This is a genomic window from Methanothrix sp. (assembly GCF_016706325.1).
Lineage (GTDB): Archaea > Halobacteriota > Methanosarcinia > Methanotrichales > Methanotrichaceae > Methanothrix.
Window position 1 is genome coordinate 343,643 of record NZ_JADJJX010000001.1, and the last position, 18,674, is coordinate 362,316.

An 18,674-nucleotide genomic window follows, 5' to 3' on the forward strand; every position below is an offset into this window, starting at 1 on the left:
GGCAGGTGATATAATCCTGAAAGGATGCGAGGGTCGTGAATCTACAATCGGCTGTTATTTATATAACCTATTCCTATATGCTACATGGGGTGTAGCAAAATGGGCAAAAGAGGTCCAAAGCCTCGATTCTTGGATGTAGCATGCCCGAATGAGCAGTGCAATCTATTTGGAATTGCTGGGAAAGGAAACGTCACTGTGTACGGAACTTACAAGATAAGCTCCGGCAAGGTCAGGAAATATATTTGCCACACATGTGGTACCAGATTCTGTGATAGAACTAACACTGCATTCTATGACACAAGAACAAACGAAGAAAAGATCAAGCTGGCTCTAAAAATGGCCATGCGTGGAATGAGTGTCTTAGGAATAGCTGAGATCCTTGAGTCAAAACCATCTACTGTAAGCACTTGGATCTCGAAAGCAGCAAAGCATAGTGAAAAAGTCAATGAAGTTGTCTTGAAGGATGTAGAGACCCCAAAGGTAGAGATGGACGAGGCATGGACTTTTGTGGGGAAAAACACTAGAGAAGGTGAATACGAAGATAAAGGAACTTGGATCTGGATAAGCATGGCTGCAAATTGCAGGTTGGTGCTTTCACATGTTATCGGTGAGCGATCTCAGGAAAATGCAGATCAGCTCGTTTCAAATACTGCCAAAAGACTCAGATCAATGCCGCTCTTTGTGACAGATGGATTAAGACTATATGCAGCTCTTCGAAAGCAATATGGAAAACTACAGCCGTTCGCACCAACAGGCAAGCGAGGGCGACCTCGAAGTCTAAATTAATCGTAGATGAACTATTACAATATGCTCAAGTCATTAAAATGAGGGTCAACGGTAGACTAAAAAAGTGGTCAAGAGAATCATATTTGGCAAAGATATAGACCACAAAATGATATCTACCAGCTACATTGAACGGCAAAAACCTGACATGCAGACAAGATAATAACCGCATATCAAGGAAAACCATAGGTTTCTCTAAGGAGACTGCAGAATTGAATAACCAAATGACCCTATATTTCGCGCACTTCAACTACTGCCGAAAGCATCGTGCTCTAAAATATAGAAATGAGATGGGCATAACGAAGTTCAATAGTCCCGCGAAGCAAGCTGGCTTAATCGATCATGTCTGGAGCTTGCAGGAACTCTTGACTTTTCCATATTACAAAACTCAAACCCATTAGAGGCTCACGACCGGAATTGCCTCGCCATCCTCTATCAGGCTTTCGATATAGCCATTGATTGCATCCCTGGCCATTTCAATGGCCTCTTCTACTGTCTTTCCGTAGGTAACGCATCCGGGAAGTGCCGGGACTAGAACAGTATAGCCGCCTTCAGGTTCCTTGCGAAGAGTGATCCGATAGCTCAGAGTTCTCATATCTAATATAGATCCCTGACAAATGAATTATAACTTGCGGCTATTGGGAGATCACTCAGGCCAGCATTTTTAGCAAGATACTTGCCAATATCTCGATATAGCTGAGTTGCGAGTTCCGAGGAAACAAGGTCCTATCCCATGCTGAATTGGAGCTCCCTGATAAACTGCCATCAAGGGTCCACGCAACCATGCCGCTTTCCGCCCCAAGGGGCGCGAGCCCTCGGGCAGAAATAGACATTATCCTAGGACGGAACCAGGGCTCCCGAATTACTGCTATCATAATCTACGCAACCACGCCCCATCCCGCCCCAAGAGTGCGCGAGCCCTCGGGGGAAACGACAACCACGATCCCAAGACGGAACCAGGGCTCCCTGCCGCTGTCACGAATCCGTTAAATCATGCTGCATTATATCTACTACTAAGGATGCAGTCCATCGAAGAGCTAATAGTCCCAAGATTTAATAGATAGCAAATCAACCATCTACAACAAGATATCAATCACGGTCAAGATACTCATGATAATATACCTGGACGTCTGCTGCATCAACCGGCCTTTTGATGACCAAACCGAAGAAAGAATCAGGATGGAATCAGAGGCAGTCTTGGTCATCCTAAAGCGATGCCTCTCAGAGTGGACTCTTATAGGTAGTGAAGCAATTGACTACGAAATCTCCAGAATACCGGATATCGAGAGGCGAGGCAAAGTAGAGCAAATTGCCTCGATATCAAGAGAAAAGATCATTATGGATGAATATATCATCTCCAGAGCTCGACAGATCGAGAAGCAAGGGCTAAAACCTATGGATGCTTTGCATCTGGCCTGTGCGGAGAGATCAGCAGATGTCATGCTGACCACGGATGATGAGATTGTGATGGCGGCGATTAGGACGGGCGCGGGCATTAAAGTCAGAGTCATGAACCCTGCAAGGTGGTTGTTGGATGTCCTCTAAAACAGATGTTAAGAGCATAAACGAGATAAGGAAGCTCGGGATAGATGCTCTCTCAGAAGCTTTGGGGCCAGTGGATATGGCCAGATTCTTGCAGAGCTTCGATCTGGGTAGCGGCGACTATACAAAGGAGAGGGCAAGATGGCTGGACCAGAGCCTTGAGGAGATCGTCGGTGAGATCAAGAGAAGGAGGAAGGAGTAAGAACCGTGTCCTTGCCTAGGACGGATACGGGCGCCATGATTACTGCTATCACGAATCCCAGGCAACCATGCCGCATTCCCTAAAGTTATTCAGATCAATGATCGCTCAATCATAATAACCCAGTAAACTCATTAACGCTCATACCGACTTGCCTTATGATTGCCCGCAATGTTTGTTCAGCTTTCAATCCCGGCCCTTCGACATCTCCTTATGTAGTTTGCGTGCCTGCCAAGTGGCTGTTTGGCCTGTCTCCCATCGTCAGCTATGCGGTTTGTCTCGCATCCCCGTCCAGCCGGGCGCATCTGGCCGTGTCCTCCCGCAGCAGTGGGTCCCGCTCCACAGGGCGCAATCCCTTGGGAATTGACGGACATTGCCACAGGCCGGATCAAGGGCACCCGAATTACTATTATCACGAGTCTCAAATAGCCTTGCTGCTCAATCGACGGGGAGCATGGGCGCCCTGATGACTGCCATCACGAATCCTGGGCAACTATGCAGCATCCAGCTCCAAGGGATGCAAGCCCTCGGGTGCCGGCAGACATTACCCCAAGCCGGATCTAAGGCTCTCGGATCACTGCCAGCATGAATCCAAGCAGCCATGCCGCTTTCCTCCCCACAGGGACGCGAGCCCTCGGGAAGCGATAGGCCCTCGTCCAGGCTAGATCAATGGCACACAGTCATCGTATCAGTCATCATCCATCCTGAGAGATCCATCTGCTCCCTGGGCGCAAGTGCGATCGGCCCTAAGATTCTGGCAGTCTTTGCAGCAATTCAATTTGCCCGCCCGCTCAAACATTATTTACGAGGGTGGCGTCTTCAAACCACTGCAGAAAGTAGATCTAGAGGAAGGAACGAAAGCTATCGTGATTCTCATGCCGGGGAGAATCCTGGATGTGGCCAGAAAGTATAGGATCAAAGTTCAAAGGGATATGACATCAGAGTTCGTCGGAGAGAGGCGATGATAGTAGTAGATGCAGGAAAAGGGATTAACCTCTTGACTTTATTCCAGTAGCCGGCCATACAATTTGTGAGCCTGCTCAATGGTGCCCAACCACAGAATCATGACTCTTTTTTCTTCCATGGAGATCTTATAGGCCGCGGTATAAGATCGGCCAATGTGTATTCTGTAGATACCTTTGCCAAGCAGCTCTTTATCGCCCTTACCAGGGATTGGGTCGTCCCCTAATGATAAGAGGGCCTCTTTGACTATGTGGTTACTCTTCTCAGGAAGTTTTTTGAGGAACGTTTCTGCATCCACGTCTATGAGCACAGAGTATTTTCTCATTCGAGCTCCACGAACTCGCCTCGCTTCTCTATCTTTTGCATATCATCAAAGAACCGCCTTTCTTTCTCGGCATCTATCATCCTCTTAAGAAGCTCGTCAAAGGTTTCGCCTGGAGTCTTGAGGCTGGAAAGGCTTTCCCAGATCTCTCTTGATACGGGAATGCGGTTGGTTGCTGCCATAGCATCGTTGTAAGGATTGTAAGCCATAAATCTTTTTCTGTATCCAGATGATCGAAGGCCTCCAGCTGGCAGAACTTTATTGATCCTGTTTTTTGAGATTACAACAACTCCAGGAAGAGGGCCGCCGAAATCCACGAGGCCGTTCGGCCCCGGAAAGACAGCACCTCCAATCCTCGCATGCGAAAAACAGGCCACCGCGCGGAGTATCTATATCTGAAGTGTTCTGGATTTATTCAATTGCGCGAACCTGCTGGAAATGATAGAATGCCCAAGTCGGAACCTGGGATCCAAGATTGCTGCTATCACGAATCCCAGCCAACCATGCCCCATCCCCGCTCCAAAGGAGCGCGAGCCCTCAGGATGCAGCAGACACTCTCCCAGGACGGATCCAGGGCTCCCGAATTGCTATTATCACGAATCTCAATTAGCCTTGCTGCTCAATCGATGGGGAGCGTGGGCGCCCTAATTACTGCCAGCACGAATCCATGTAGCCATGCCGCATCCCACCCCAAAGGGCGCGAGCCCTCGGGGAGCAACAAACATTACCCAGGTCGGATCGCGGGCTTCCGGTTCATTGATATCACGAATCCAGGCAGCGATGCCTCATCTTGCCGCTCCTGCGGGTAATTTACTTGACGGGTTGTGCTCAATCGAATCTTCGCCGCGATCTTTCAGCAATGCTTACATTATTTCGAAGAGCCAATTTGCCCTAAGATTTAATAGGCAACAACTGGCATCCATTTTGGCATGGGCAGAAGAGAACAGCTCTTCAGCCTGCAGACCTCATTTTAAGGGATGGCGGCTACCATATCCACGCAGAAGATGAGGAGTTAATTCAAGTTCTGACAATAATAGCCGAATATAAATGTAACCTCAAGAAAATACTACGATGGGTACAGAAGAAAGCCCGCAAGCTGGAGGGAAGACGCCAGCTACATCTCGGCTAATCGCTTCAGAACACTGCGATTATGGTGCAAGCTTTCTTTGAAGTGCTCTCTAAGTTCAGGAGGGAGGTCAGATAATCTCTGATCTACCAGAGCAAGCTTTTCCCGGTCTTTCATAAGGACGGGCATAATGAGTACTCGTTTGTCAGAAGGGAAATAGATTTCCCATGCAAACGAAGTATTGGCTTTTTAGTTGCAGAAAGTGTGGCATTACCTTTCTCGCAGCATGCCTCCCCGTGGCCACGGGGTCAGGAGGGCCGTCCGGCCAAGCAGAGACAGCCCCATGCTTTCGTGCGCGAGAATAGGCAGCGCGCGGAATCCCTATATCAAGAACGCTCTGTGCTGTACTTAGTCGGGTGAACAATCGGGATACGACAGACACTAGCCCAAGCCGGAACCAGGGCTCCCAAGTTACTGCCATCCCGAATCCATGCAACTATGCCCCATCCCGCCCCATAGGAGGGCGGGTCATCGAAAGATATGGATTGTGAGGTAGGCATGCCTGCCCCTCGCCACAAAGGACACAGGGGAAGACCTCTGCAGTACAATGGCCACACAACTCAGATAATGGCCAAAAAAATCTCTGCAGTATATCGATCTACATCGATCTACATCGGTTAACATCGGTTAACATCGATCTACATCGATCTACATCGGTTAACATCGATCTCATCGATCTCATCAAACTGGTATTCCTCCCAAGACCTCTCCCCCAGCAGAACCTCGAACTCGGGCGGGGTGAGAATGGGAATTCTGTATTTGGCAGCATCATCCAGCGCCACCCGTGGGCAGGCGGTGGAGACTGCGGCCTTCACCCCTAAATTGAGCAGCAGCTCCGGCTCGATGTTGTCGATATAGACCAGATACATATCTCGGCCATGAGCCCTGCCCAGAGCCATCATCCTCTCTGCAAGCTCCACTCTCCTCTGACCGGGCTTCTTGGAGATGAGGACGGCAAATTCCTTGACCTCCGAGGCTTTAGAGATGGCTCTGAAACGCCTCCTGAGCATGGGATCAGGATCGATCTCGGAGACCTCGCCTGAGACCGGATCTGCTGCTATCACCCTCTTTCCTGTGGCCAGGGCGATTCCCAGGGGATGAAACTGGCCTGTGCCGATGAACAGAAACTCCTCTATGGGATCATCCACAGGACTGTCTCCAAGGAGGGTCCGGGCAGTGATATAGCAGCACCCCAGTACCTGGCCGGGATACCTGATCCTTCCTGATGCTGGGCCCACATGCCCCTCTATTCCGTGCTCGGCCAAAGCCTGCAAAGCAGAATCCAGCCTGTGGATATGCTGAACGGTGCTGGCGACGCCCACATGCCTTGACCTGAGCTGGGCGACCGCCTTCTCTGCCACCTCTCCAAGATCCTCATTCATTCTCGCCTCCAGGAAGACGACCCTCTCCGGCTCCTCTCCCAGGCCTGCATGACCCAGATGGAAGAGCAGCTCCACCTCCTGGCAGAGCCTCATGTCCACGTCGCAGGCCCCATAGCAGGGGTCTGCGGAGATGAGCACCTCTGCTCCCGTCTCCTCTGCGATCCGGGAGGCGGCCTTGGGCATAGCCCTCTTCAGCCCCTCAGGAGCCTGCAGGCCCACCCTCCTGGCCTGAGACCTCTTGATCAGCTCGATCGCCCTCTTTAGATCCAGCTCGTATCCCAGCTCGCTGTCACCTCCAGGATCGGGATCGCTCCCGCTAGAACCAGCGATCGAGGGTGCTCTGTCCACTCCTGTAGACCTCCTCCAGCCTTCTGGCGGTCTTCTCCACCCTTTCGTGGTCGAAGTCCCTCTCCTCCACCAAAAAGGATACGATCTCATCCACTCTGGGCCTTCTCAGGGCGATCTCATACTCGTCTGTGACCGGGGGCGAAAGGAAGAATTCCCTGATTTTACCCAGCTCAGCCATGCTCTCCTCCCTTTCCAGGAGGATGCTCTCCAAATCTCCCTTCTCCCGGATGAGCTTCAGAGCGGTCTTGGGCCCCACCCTCTCCAGGCCGGCATTATAGTCGGTGCCGCACATAATGCCGATCTCCACCAGTTGCTTATGGGTGATTCCAAGATTGGCCAGCCCCTCCTTCAGATCGATCACCTCCGGCTGCACATCCACGAAGACATTCTTCTTAGGCAGCTTTCTCTTGCCGGTGATGGCCAGGTTGCGCACCACCAGGGGGGCGCCGAAGAGGAGGGAGTCGTAGTCCTGGCTGCCGGCATAATCCACATCGCCCCGGGCGGCCATATGAGCGGCCTGGGCCTCCCCCTCGGAAGGAGCCTGGATGACCGGCAGTCCCATGGCCTGGATGAGCCTTCTCCCGTCATCGATTATCTCTGAATTGATCCTTGAGGCGGCCTGAGCATATTTGAATCCATCCTCTCCTGCTGCGCGAGCCTCCTCCCAGGCCGAGGCCGCTTTATCCCTGCCCTCTGATCTCACAGCCAGAGTCTGTGCCTTGAAGCTTGGGGCCTCGCCATCGAAGACGAAGGCCAGCTTCACCCCGGCCTCAATCAGGTTGGCGGTGCGGTACAGCAGGCCAGAGAGATGAGAGGTCACATTTCCTTGGCGATCCATGAGAGGGGTGCCGTCCCTCTGCCGGATGATGGATAAGAACTGATAGAGGGTATTGAAGGCATCTATTGCTACCCATCGGCCGGAGAGATCACGGATCTCTATCTTCTTTCTATCCAGCAGCTCCCCTAAATCAACGCCCATGATTCTCACATATCAATGCTCTATAATAAATCCTCTATCATGCTATCTTTAAATATCAGTTTTGAGGAGATATTCTTTGGAGTGCTATTAATGATTGAGGTTACTAAAGAAGCGGCTGATATGCTCAAGAGCAAGAGGGTGGAGGGCAAGGTCGTCAGGATGTTCCTGGCGGCTGTGGATTCATCCGGCGCGAACTATGGCATGACTATGGATGACCCGAAGGATGACGATGTCATTTTCGAGAGCCGGGGAATTGAGATCCACATGGAGCCCAAGGATGCAGAGCTTCTCGCGGAGACCATCATCGATTATGTGGATGATGATCGCGGGACAGGGTTCATAATTCGCGGACCGGAGGATACCATAGATAGCTGTGCCTCCTGCGCCAATGCAGCAACCTGCGAGCATGATCATGATAGCTGTGATCATGACCATGGCGGCTGCGGGCATGACCACGGGCATGGGGGAGGTTGTGGCTGTCATTAAATAATTTTTTTTAAAAAAGTTAACCGCCTTGGAAGACATTTATGTTATATTTTTATATTTATATTTCTATAAACACAAAAAACATTCTTCAGGCGGGCGAGGATCTCATCTACTTTCTCAACTGCGTATCGCGTAGTACCTGAATCACAATGCTAAAAGGAGAAAAAGTATCAGAGAAGCAATTTGCCGGCGAGGGTAATTCGAAGCTCCTTTGTCTTGCCTTTGGGCAATACCTCCAGGGTCTTGTTATCAGCCAGCCGGGCAACCTGTCTTGAGATGGTGCTCTCAGAAAGGGAGAGGCGCTCTGCAATATTTGTGATGTTAGTGGGCGAGAACTCAGATATGTCCTTTAAAATCTTTATCTGTTTTTCCTCTAAAGATGCAACAATATTGGGCAAATGGATCTCGTTGAGACATCTATCGATATCGCTGAAGTTTGTCGTCTTGTGGATCTTATCTGGCTTAGAGATACAGGCAATTGTGAATGCTAAGAAGATCTCACGCGGTCCGCCTGAGAGATTAGCGATGACTTGGCCTTCAGCTTTTTCCAGGAGGTCTTTTAGGGAGAGTACCATCCCCTCGAAATCCTGATGGTTGACCCGGTAAATCTCTAGATTTATGGAACTGTCGATCTGATGAGAGAGATCTTGAATAGCCCGTGTGGTCAATTCTCCACGCGTGTCCGGCTCCACCTCAGGCCGGATGAGAACTATTTTATCCCCTCCTTCAATCCCGTATTTCACTATCAGGGATACTATCTGGGAGGAATCGAAGCCCGATAGAGACAGGTAGGTTTTCATTGCTTAATATTGCAATTCCTAGCATAAATTCTTTCCGTTGCATTCTTCCGAATTTATACTCTCATTATTGCATAAATATGAAATTATTGCAATAATCGACAGATTTAAATGCAAAGGGAGGTAATCAATGATCAATGCCACAGAAGATCATACTCACACTTCGGCCAGAATCTGGATTTGATATTCCATACAGCGATGGCTATCAACTATACTCTTCATTGCTGGGGATCATGCGGGAGGCAGACGAGGCGACCGCCAACCATACGCATAATTCTCCTATCAGCTCGATATCTTTGGGCCCTTTGGAGGGCGAATTTCTGCGCACTCATAGGTCGAGGCATAAAGCACTTGATCCTAGTGAAAGATACAGCCTCAAAATAGGGATAACCGATCCTAAGGAAGTGGATATATTCCGCTCCATCATCCAGCCATTGGTCATGAGAGAGAGAAACCTCCGCCTGGAAAAAGGAGATTTGCGGGTGGAGGAGGTCTCCAGCACCGCTGCCAGCTTCCAGGATATTGTGACGTCTGCGGGAGAGGTTAAAAGCCCATACCTTGATTTTGAGTTCAAATCGGCGGCCTGCATTCAGTACAGGAATAGCAAGGTCTTTGAGATGTTTCCTCACCGGGAAGCGGTATTTCACTCCCTCCTGTCAAAGTGGAATTCGGTCTCACCAGAAGAGCTGAGGATGAATATTGAGAGGGATGAGATGGCAAGATACATTGTGGAAAAGCCTTTGGCCTATTATACGCACAGTGTGGTGGTGAATACAGTGTTCGACAAGGTCAAAGGCCATCCGAGGCCGATCATGAGGCAAGGCTTTATGGGGCGCTGTCGGTACACTCTCGCTAGGGATGTGCCAGAGAGCATAAAGAATGGGGTTGTGGCCCTGGCCAGGTTTGCAGAATACAGCGGCGTAGGAAGTGCAGTTTCCCGAGGGTGTGGGGCTGTGAAGGTTACTGTGGGAGAGGGAAAGTAATGGTAGCTGATTCTTTGCAGGATATTTTTAGAGATCGAAAAAAATTGAGAGATATGGATCTTAAAAGAGATAATAAATCTTCTAAAGAACTTGAGCCGGGATTGTTCGAAGAGTATCTCAATGTAGTGGATATACATCTTGTGGAAAGAGGAATGGCCTTCAAACCTGCCAAGAGCGTCGAGTTTGGAAAAACCGATCAGAGCATGCTCAACCACATCAGAAACGGCATTCTCTTCCTTATGCGTTTTAACGAGGCACTCGAAAAGCTGAATGCAAGACCACTTGATGAGAATGGACTTCGAGAATGCATTGCTCTCTTCGTAGTGCATGAACTTCACAAGCTGGAATTCGAAGAATGGATCGAGGATGAAGAAGCGGTTGAGAGGGTGGACTCAATGGAAAATGAGTTCGAGATTCCTGAAGCTCTGGTCAAAAGGTTCGTAGAGGAGATGCATCTGAGTTCATTTGCCCCTCAGTTACTGGAGGAGGATTACCTTTCTGTTGCTGTTGCACTCCACAAGAGCAGGTTCTCTCGCTCAGGCGCACGAACGTCTCGTTTCATGGATTTGGAGCCTTTCCTGTATCTAATGGACAATATGGCAAGCTGTTCGTCTCCCGAAGAGGCGGTCTCAGCTCGATCATTAACGGCGCTTCGTGATGGTTTTCCGCAAGACCTGCCAGAAGAACAATTGAATCTGCAATACCATAGGCTGGATGACGTTAAGGGCATTCTCTCTGGGATAATCAATAAAACTATGGTTGATATGCTCCAAAAACAGGGTTTGATAATGCTCATGGCATATCAGGATGGTTGCGTTTATATTGGCAAAGGAATGCAAAGAGCCGCTATCTCAAAAGATTTTATTGAACGTGTCTACGAAGCTTTAGAACGGAATATCCAGACATCATCTCCATCTCTTTCAAATCCGAGTCGAATTGGAAATAATCTGAAAGTGCCGCGACTTGGATATTATAGATTAAGCGATGAATATTATTTCTTCAGCGGTGCTAAGACTATGTTGCGTACCTTCCTCGAGAAGTCGATCACATCGGCTCATGCAGAAAAGAGCGCGGGCTTGACAGATTCGATGATCGATGGTATCATCAGATGCGGAGAGGTTGTTCCATTAGAGATGGAAAGCTCGAAAGATGGTCAAAAGATCTTATTAGGATTCGCCAGGGCTGTAGCTACCGTTCATCAATCTTTCATATCCGAGATTATTTCGGATAATAAGCTGTCGCTGCAGAAAACATGTGATATTTGGGGTGTTCCTGAAGAGATTTGTAGTGCATTAATCAACTCGATGGAAAAAGATGCTACATACTTGGCTAGCGGCGGAAAATGGGATTATTCTTATGCTATAGGTCAGTACGTGATGGATTGCGAGTACAATGGCATAAAACTTAGAAATATGCCTTCAATGAACGTAGTAGATCTTCTCTTCGATAAGATCTGGAGCAACATCTCTCAAATGGACGGATGGGATCAGTTTTTAGCAAAAAAAACCGATACATACCGAAAGGAATTGAAAGAATACCTTCATGATATCTTGACGATAAATGGGACTATCTCCCGTCTGGATAGGTCTGATCTAAGCGATGCCTATAAAGAGTATGAGTTGAGTGGAAAGACATGCAATCTGTGCAACCGTGGTACACTGCTCAATAAAAAAGAGATGGAGAATTCTAACTCATTCTTGTCTTTCAACTTCACCAATAGGGTCTTTGTTGGAAAATCAAAGCCTACTAACATTTATGCCTGTGTTCCATGTGGCGTAGAGCTTGCCTTGAGGATGAACGGTTTCGTTCTTACAAAAGGATTGAATAATGAGGTTCTATACTTCCATTTCATTCCGGACTATTTCTTTACATCAGAATCATGGGAGCTGGTCAAATCTATACTCTCAAGATTTTCAGATGAGGCCCGAGTGAGGATGGCCGCACTTGCAGAGAGGACGTTTAACTCTAAATATGTAGGCAGCTCTACGGAAATGGGAATAAATGTAGATATCTATAATTCTTGGATAAAAGATCTTGCTGTAAAAGAGGAGGACGAAGGCCCCAAAGGTAAGAACATGGCTCAGTATATGGCACAAGGTTACGGCAACACCATCGGTACTGCCAGCATGATTTTCTACAAACCCTCAGAGAACACTACGGAATTTCATTTCTTTGGGGTTTACATCGCCCTGATCATTGCTGCATACACAGGAATGCGAGTTGTCGTCAGCCATTCGCCTATCACAACTATACGTGGCAGAGATTTTAAAGAAATTGTAGCTTTGGATTCTATCAATTCACATGTGGTTGATTTCTATGGAAAATTCATTCCACTTTCAAAGCTGGAAGAGACAATAAAATCAGCCAGTGCTCTAATACGTCTTGGATATAACACCAGCTCTGGCCTGAAGGACTCTCTATTTCCAAAGTACCTTAGAGTAATTAGGAATGAAGTGCTTCCTGGATCGAGTCTCTTAAAGATGGTTTATCGAGGATCTGAGAATGAAAACAAGGTACAATATCTACTCGAAGAGGCTCTATTTCTGGATGGTTTGAAAAGGTGATAGGAGATGAACGAATCGGATAAAATATGTCAATTGGCAGAACTTGGTTTCAATATTGCTCAGCCAAAGGGTTTCAAGCCTCATGCCGTGGAAAGGCTGTTCCGTGAATCAGTAAAGGCAATCACGGAACTTCGGGGCGTCGATCTCTCGAAATGTGATTATAGAGCGACGGTCTCTGGACGCATCCAGAAGACTATCGATCGAATGGGAGATGATCAGGCTTTTGTTCCGCAAAGGATGGGACTTGATGCTAAAGCGGATGAGTTTGCCGATTATTTTGTGGATAAGATTCTGAATGATATTTGCGATGGTAAACCGGGCAGGCTGAAAAAGATGTCAAACAGCCTCGCTGATGGTTTTTATTCAGCAACATTGAGCATACGGCGCAGATATTGGAATGAGAGAAATTTGAACAAAGAAAAGAATCATACTGAGATGGAGGAGATGAGATGAGCATCGAAGATATCAAAAGCAAATTGGCAACAGGGCTTGTAGAAAATCTAATTAACGAACCTAGCGCACATTATATCCACATCTTACTGCTAAGAGAACTGCAATCTAGCGCCATTTTCACGACAAATGGCCAGGATGCAGATATCACCACTGTAGGAATCAGTGCCAGTGATGGATTGGTAGACTACTCACCAGTGATGATGTTCAAGAGAAAACAGACAGGTAGCGATAGACGAAAAGCAAAAGAGTTGCAGAGGAACCTCATAGGTGTTCAGGATACAATGGATGTGAACAAGATGAACCAGGAATCGCCTGAGTCGATGCTTTACGGTAGTGCTGCGGGAGATGAAGCAATCTCAGTCACTTCTCGGGTAATGTATGACACAGCATACTCAATAAGGGATTCCAGCGTTCTCGTTGAGGAGAAGTTTCAAAATGCACCTGGAGATGCATTCGCCAAAGGTGCTACAACTGCAATTCGTGAACCTGATTTCATAATGCCTGGAACTCTATTTCCATGCGTGGTCACACTGAGAGATGCTACATTTCAGGAGTTGATTTTCGTCTTGGGTGTGACCAAGATGAATAAACGTTATGGTGCAGCTACTTCAAGGATCGGGCGGATGAATAATCATATCCTTGGAATCTATTACGGCATAGAGGAAGGACCTGCAAATCTATTCCTCTCTCAGGAAGTGGTGAGGCGTCTAGCCACAGATAATGCTGATCTTAACTGTGAGAGCATGAATAAAGTACTCTACAGTCATGTGCTCGATATCGAGAAAGTAAAAGGGCTTGTTAAACAGGCGTTTGATGAGGAGATTAAGGCTTTGAATATCAATGCTCTAGAAAATAATGAAGTTAAGGAGTTTGTCGATCACATCAAAGAAGGTGAAATAAAAAAGGCATTGGAAGAGCAAAAGGAGAAGGCTTCAACCTTCTTCAAGAGCGTGAATGAAAAGCCAAAAGGCAAGAAAAAGGGGACAAAAGAATGAGTGAGAGTTTCCCGGCAGTGGAATGTTCCATTGAGACTCTGGATCGAACACTATATGCATCAAGAGAAGTAGGCGATCTGGTAGATACGGGAGACTTCATCCTGAGCACTGCACTGTATCACGCCTTTGGCTTCGTTTCCGGGAGGTATATCAACTATGGAAATAAACCTTCCTATATCGAAGAAACCTCTGCGATCTATAAAAAGTTCTACATAACACCTGCAAAGCCCGAATCAGTCGAGGAATATGTGGGCAGAATTCTTGGTGTGCAGGCTTCAAAGGGCAAAGCGAAACGTTTTCCGCATCTGGGCGGACACTCTGTGAGCCAGTGGAACGCCCGGCCTCATCGGTACGCTGTAAAGAATTGGAAAGCAGCAAATTTGCCAAAAGATCAAAAGGGAAAAAATCTGCCTAAATTCGGAAAGGAACGGGTTCTCGATCAGCAGAACCTGCTAATTGCCTACATTCTGCCTTATGAAGGTGATGCAGATACATTGGCTTCAAGGATTCCAAGATATGTGCGTTTCGGGAAAAAACGATCGAAAGCAAGGATTAGATCCAAAGTTGTCGAAGGGATGATTGATGAGGGGGAGTTTCTCACCAACCATCCATTTGGTGTATACGATTATGAAAAAATGCCATTAGGCGATCTGATCTCAGTTAAAATGAGGCCTGTGCCTCTGATAGTTCAGGGGCGGTACATGGGCAAGTTCATACGAATACCTCATTCCGGAAAGCGGGAAGATGTTGTGCTTCCGTACAAATTGGAATTTTTGAAGGCGAAACGATGAATTTGAGTGAAACCGATTTGATGGATAATTCTGAAAAGATCGTTGTGAATCTTGACGGGATCCGACTGGCGCAGATGCATTGGGATTATCTCAGAGATTTCGAAAGCCTTAAGGATTTCAAAGCGTTCGAACATCAGATCGATAGTGAAAAATTTATCAAGTCTAATGAATCATTTTTTCTTTTCAATCACAGTCCAACAGGTTCAGGCAAAACGATTTCATGGCTAAAACCAGCCCTAGATGAAAAGATGAAGGTGATTGCTGTCTATCCCACCAATGCTTTAGTAATCGATCAGAAAAAACAGGTCGATAGGTCATTAGAGCGATTCGGTTACAATTCACAGGATTATCATGTTCAAGCCATCACCGGAGAGTTGCTGGTTGAGGAGAAGAAGTTGTATCCTGATGAGATCGGCCTAAGAAAGGGCCAGCTATTAAATCGTATCATACGCAAAGGGCGCGGTCGTGGGCTCATCTTGCTCACAAATCCCGACATACTAACTCTCGCCTTAAAGGACGCCTACTACGAGCATAATATTCGAGAAGCCATCCGAAGCGTGGATATGATCGTAGTGGATGAATTTCATCTCGCTTCAGTTAAGCAGAGTGACATGCTTCTTTTCATGATGCATGAGATGAGCACTGATAAAAGAAGCCGTCTGAAGAAGTTTGTTTTCTTGAGTGCGACTCCTAACCAACAGATCGTCGAAAGGGCAAAGAAAGCTAAATTAAATGTTGTCATATTCGACGATAAGAGCACTCCTCTGTCCTGTTCAGAAGGGCGCCCAGTGCTACCTCAATTGAAGTTATTGGTGAGGAGTGGAGCAATCTATAAGACTTACGAACTTATCAAAAAAGATTTGGGATATTTTGTAGATCTTTGCAGGCGCCAACTTCCAAATGGCAATAAAGCCAAGACAGTCTTCATTTTGGACGGAATCTATGAGGTGGATGAGATATTTAGTGTGCTGAAGGATGCGCTACATGATCAGGGATTCATAGTCGAACGTGTAGACGGCCTACACCCTGCGACTGAAGAAAAGTTGAAGAATTTCGATGTTTTAGTTTCAAATTCTTCAGTTGAGGTGGGCATTGACTTCAATGTTGACCGCCTTGTCTTCTCCGGCTATTCAAAGAGCAAGCTGCTGCAAAGGATTGGGCGATTGAGGAATAAGCCAGAGAACGAGATCTGCGAGGCTGTCTGTTTTGTACCTAATGTTCTTTATGATCATCTAAAAGGGCTTTCCGCAAGGGCAGGCTCTTTGAGGCTGACACGAAAAGAATTTGTTGATCAGCTGGATAAATTGATGGAGTCCGGACTCGATTTATCGTCTTATTCGAGAACATACTCGCCCATGGAAGCATATTTATATTTAAAATCAAGGATAAAAGGGAGTACATGGCAGGATAGTCTAGGTGAAGAACACCGTGAAAAAGGTATGCCTGAATCGATTCAAGGCGAAGAGTGGATAAGAACGCTTAAACTACTGGAAAGCCACTTTCTGGACCGAGATATCGACGGTCAAATGTTCGATTGGCTTGATGAAGAATCTCGACGTTTGCAAGAAGGCCTTCTAACCTATCGTGGTTCTAGATTTCAGGCTTTGATGTTTGATAGGGATGAAAAGCAGCTCAATCTTTATGATCTGATGTACCTTCTCCGGCGAGGAAAAGTCGAGTTTATGCCTTCCCAAAGATTCGCCCAGCGGTTGAGGGAAGCTTATGGTGAAAATTATGATGCCGATATGAAGCCCAGATACGAATCGATGAAGAGGTTTGCCGCAGGCTTCTGTTGGTATTACGGGACGCTGGGCGAAGAGACCCGGAAGGTGGTCTTCAAGGGGGAAGGTGCACATTACAAAAAAATAATGCTAAACGCCGCAGACCATGCCAGAAAACCGCGAATGGTTGATGGATTCAAGGTGGAGACTGAGCCCAATATCCCATCGCTATCCTGTTTGAATGACACATTGACAGAATACAAGATTTTCGCCAGGCTGATAGATCAGAGCGGCTCATATCTCAAAGCCAAGTTCAATCTGGGCGATTTCTTTTACCTTTATCCATATTCAGGTATGAGAAGTGTAGCTTTTGGACATGATGCTCTCTATATTGACTGCTTGATCAGGGATGAGTATGAGAGAAGAAGATGAACTCGTAAATGCTGGACACATAAATCAGTATCTTTACTGTCCACGTAGATACTATTATATTAGTTATTTTAATACGATTGGGATGAACTACTTCCTGAAAGACGGACTGATAAAGCATAAAAACCAATCTAGAAGAGGCGGATGGATTCGAGAGCTATATTTAAAATCGGAAACTCTTGGAATCCATGGAAAAATAGATGTCTTGGAGTCCAAGAATATTAAAAGCATTGGAACTACCTTAACGCCTATCGAACGCAAACGAGGCTTCTCCTACCACATTAACGACGAGGTTCAGCTTGCCGCCTACTGCATGCTCCTGGAAGACTACCTTGGAGAGCCCGTGCGCATGGGATATCTCTATCTTTTCGGCACCAACGAGCGCTATGCGATTACTATCACCGACTGGCACCGGGAGAAGGTGTTGCAGGTAGTTCAAGCCATTCGCAACATGAGCCTTGACAAGATCCCAGGCTTTGCAGATAATCCAAATAAGTGTGAAAAGTGCAGCACTGTGCAGTATTGTCTGCCTGAGGAGACGAAGATGCTGGAAAAAGAGGAAGCAAAGAAGGCTAGGAGAGAGAAATGAGCAAAGCCAGTGAAGGCATATTCGATGATAGCGTAGTTTACGTTACCAGGCAAGGTAGCCAGGTGGGAGTTGATGGTGGCAGGATCACAGTCTACATGAAGGACGAGGGAGAGATCGCTTCTTTTCCCATGGGGCAGGTTGATACAATCAACATCTTTGGCAATATCAACTTCACCACTCCTTTTGTAGCCAGGGCAAATGAGCACGGCATAGTTCTGAACTACTTTACCCAGAACGGCCGCTATCGAGGAAGCTTCGTTCCGGAGCGAAACACCATAGCGGAGGTGCGGCGTTGCCAGTATGCTCTATCTGAAAAAGAGAATTTAAAGATCGCAAAGGAGATCATCCGGGGCAAAATCAGGAACTCGCGCACCCTCCTCAATCGCAAAGATGTCAGTGATACAGGAAAGCTGTCTGCATTGGAGGCGGGGACCGCCAGGGCCCGAGATCTGGACGGGCTCAGGGGGATTGAAGGCGAGGCAGCAGAGATCTATTTCAGGCTCCTAAACGGCTGCCTGGCTGATGGTTGGACCTTTGAGAGACGAACGAGAAGGCCCCCAGAGGATCATATCAATTCCTTGCTATCCCTAACCTACAGCATGATGAAAAACGAGGTCTTAAGTGCTCTGTGTATCCGCCGGTCCAAATTTGACCCCCCGCGCCGATCCGATTTTGACCCCCTTAGACGACTAACCTAACTCATAGAGTATAAAGTTCACGTCTCGCTACTTTCTGCGGAAACTCTCTCCGTTCATGTTCAGTATCAGCGCGTGGTGGGTAATCCTATCCAGAATTGCTGCGGTTAGAGTCCTGTCATGGAATACCTTCACCCAATCTGAAAATCCCAGGTTCGAGGTAATGATAGTACTCATAGTCTCATATCGTGCTGCAAGCAACTGAAATAGCAATTCAGCAGCAGCGAGATCAAATGTTACGTACCCAAGCTCATCAATTATGAGGAGATCAACCTTTTAAACTGTTTGATATAAATTGAGAGCCTGTTATCTTTTCTCGCTTCGATCATCTCATTGACCAATGCCGCTGCGGAGCGAAATACAACTCGATAGTTCTCCTCGCATGCTTTGATCCCTACCGCAATAGCCATATGAGTCTTGCCGGTTCCTGAATTTCCGATGAGAATAACATTCCTCCTTTCTTTAAGAAACGCAAGCGCTTTTAGTTCAGGAATAGCCTCTCGCCCATCTTGCGGCAAATCATCCAT

The 18,674-nt window shown here is 47.2% G+C and carries 15 protein-coding genes and 4 pseudogenes; 12 read left to right on the forward strand and 7 right to left on the reverse strand.

Going from position 1 to position 18,674, the window contains the following annotated elements; genetic code table 11:
- The first annotated feature begins 99 nt into the window (after nucleotides 1–99).
- Nucleotides 100–1,184, forward strand: a pseudogene (locus tag IPI63_RS01820) (IS1 family transposase).
- Here the strand turns inward: IPI63_RS01820 and IPI63_RS01825 are convergent.
- On the reverse strand, nucleotides 1,181–1,378 hold the full coding sequence (locus tag IPI63_RS01825) for a type II toxin-antitoxin system HicB family antitoxin (protein ID WP_292476299.1): 198 nt from the start codon (nucleotides 1,376–1,378) through the stop codon (nucleotides 1,181–1,183). The pseudogene IPI63_RS01820 and the gene IPI63_RS01825 sit on opposite strands and share 4 nt — an antisense overlap.
- A gap of 515 nt (nucleotides 1,379–1,893) precedes the next feature.
- On the opposite strand from IPI63_RS01825, the gene IPI63_RS01830 reads away from it, so the two are divergent.
- From IPI63_RS01830 to IPI63_RS01840, 3 genes are all read left to right on the forward strand, one after another.
- Nucleotides 1,894–2,328: a PIN domain-containing protein gene (locus IPI63_RS01830; RefSeq protein WP_292476301.1), complete on the forward strand. Its 435-nt coding sequence runs from the start codon at nucleotides 1,894–1,896 to the stop codon at nucleotides 2,326–2,328.
- Nucleotides 2,318–2,527 carry a hypothetical protein gene (locus IPI63_RS01835; protein ID WP_214065303.1) on the forward strand — a complete coding sequence of 70 codons (210 nt, stop codon included), beginning with the start codon at nucleotides 2,318–2,320 and terminating at the stop codon, nucleotides 2,525–2,527. Before IPI63_RS01830 ends, IPI63_RS01835 begins: the two co-directional genes overlap by 11 nt.
- A gap of 731 nt (nucleotides 2,528–3,258) precedes the next feature.
- Entirely contained in the window at nucleotides 3,259–3,489 is a 231-nt protein-coding gene (locus IPI63_RS01840) for an antitoxin family protein (protein WP_292476302.1), read from the forward strand.
- Between the two features lie 38 nt (nucleotides 3,490–3,527).
- On the opposite strand, the gene IPI63_RS01845 is transcribed toward IPI63_RS01840, so the two are convergent.
- The 4 genes from IPI63_RS01845 to fen form a co-directional block, all read right to left on the reverse strand.
- Complete coding sequence (locus tag IPI63_RS01845) at nucleotides 3,528–3,812, reverse strand: type II toxin-antitoxin system RelE/ParE family toxin (protein ID WP_214080168.1); 285 nt, start codon at nucleotides 3,810–3,812, stop codon at nucleotides 3,528–3,530.
- Complete coding sequence (locus IPI63_RS01850) at nucleotides 3,809–4,186, reverse strand: hypothetical protein (protein WP_292476304.1); 378 nt, start codon at nucleotides 4,184–4,186, stop codon at nucleotides 3,809–3,811. The genes IPI63_RS01845 and IPI63_RS01850 overlap by 4 nt, the downstream gene beginning before the upstream one ends.
- 1,387 nt (nucleotides 4,187–5,573) lie before the next feature.
- On the reverse strand, nucleotides 5,574–6,665 hold the full coding sequence (gene dph2, locus IPI63_RS01855) for a diphthamide biosynthesis enzyme Dph2 (RefSeq protein WP_292476305.1): 1,092 nt from the start codon (nucleotides 6,663–6,665) through the stop codon (nucleotides 5,574–5,576).
- Nucleotides 6,634–7,644, reverse strand: coding sequence for a flap endonuclease-1 (fen, locus tag IPI63_RS01860; protein WP_292476307.1), 1,011 nt, complete (start codon nucleotides 7,642–7,644; stop codon nucleotides 6,634–6,636). The genes dph2 and fen overlap by 32 nt, the downstream gene beginning before the upstream one ends.
- 90 nt (nucleotides 7,645–7,734) lie before the next feature.
- Between fen and IPI63_RS01865 the strand changes: the two genes are divergently transcribed.
- Nucleotides 7,735–8,130 carry an iron-sulfur cluster assembly accessory protein gene (locus tag IPI63_RS01865; protein WP_214065107.1) on the forward strand — a complete coding sequence of 132 codons (396 nt, stop codon included), beginning with the start codon at nucleotides 7,735–7,737 and terminating at the stop codon, nucleotides 8,128–8,130.
- Nucleotides 8,131–8,300: 170 nt separating this feature from the next.
- On the opposite strand, the gene csa3 is transcribed toward IPI63_RS01865, so the two are convergent.
- On the reverse strand, nucleotides 8,301–8,930 hold the full coding sequence (csa3, locus tag IPI63_RS01870; RefSeq protein WP_292476309.1) for a CRISPR-associated CARF protein Csa3: 630 nt from the start codon (nucleotides 8,928–8,930) through the stop codon (nucleotides 8,301–8,303).
- A 401-nt stretch (nucleotides 8,931–9,331) separates the two neighbouring features.
- Between csa3 and cas6 the strand changes: the two genes are divergently transcribed.
- From cas6 to cas1, 7 genes and pseudogenes are all read left to right on the forward strand, one after another.
- Nucleotides 9,332–9,910 carry a CRISPR system precrRNA processing endoribonuclease RAMP protein Cas6 gene (gene cas6 / locus IPI63_RS01875; protein WP_292476310.1) on the forward strand — a complete coding sequence of 193 codons (579 nt, stop codon included), beginning with the start codon at nucleotides 9,332–9,334 and terminating at the stop codon, nucleotides 9,908–9,910.
- A gap of 152 nt (nucleotides 9,911–10,062) precedes the next feature.
- Nucleotides 10,063–12,927, forward strand: a pseudogene (cas10d, locus tag IPI63_RS01880) (type I-D CRISPR-associated protein Cas10d/Csc3).
- Nucleotides 12,924–13,922, forward strand: a complete 999-nt coding sequence (gene cas7d / locus IPI63_RS01885; protein WP_292476312.1) for a type I-D CRISPR-associated protein Cas7/Csc2 — start codon at nucleotides 12,924–12,926, stop codon at nucleotides 13,920–13,922. The pseudogene cas10d and the gene cas7d overlap by 4 nt, the downstream one beginning before the upstream one ends.
- Nucleotides 13,919–14,713, forward strand: a complete 795-nt coding sequence (gene cas5d / locus IPI63_RS01890) for a type I-D CRISPR-associated protein Cas5/Csc1 (RefSeq protein WP_292476313.1) — start codon at nucleotides 13,919–13,921, stop codon at nucleotides 14,711–14,713. Before cas7d ends, cas5d begins: the two co-directional genes overlap by 4 nt.
- Nucleotides 14,710–16,866 (forward strand): type I-D CRISPR-associated helicase Cas3', encoded by a 2,157-nt coding sequence (cas3, locus tag IPI63_RS01895; protein ID WP_292476314.1) that lies wholly within the window; start codon nucleotides 14,710–14,712, stop codon nucleotides 16,864–16,866. The genes cas5d and cas3 overlap by 4 nt, the downstream gene beginning before the upstream one ends.
- A complete protein-coding gene (gene cas4, locus IPI63_RS01900; protein ID WP_292476316.1) occupies nucleotides 16,850–17,452 on the forward strand; it encodes a CRISPR-associated protein Cas4 in 603 nt (200 codons plus the stop codon). Before cas3 ends, cas4 begins: the two co-directional genes overlap by 17 nt.
- Nucleotides 17,449–18,108, forward strand: a pseudogene (gene cas1 / locus IPI63_RS01905) (CRISPR-associated endonuclease Cas1); the annotation flags it as partial. The gene cas4 and the pseudogene cas1, both read left to right, overlap by 4 nt.
- Nucleotides 18,109–18,177: 69 nt before the next feature.
- Here the strand turns inward: cas1 and istB are convergent.
- Nucleotides 18,178–18,674: pseudogene (gene istB, locus IPI63_RS12830) on the reverse strand (IS21-like element helper ATPase IstB).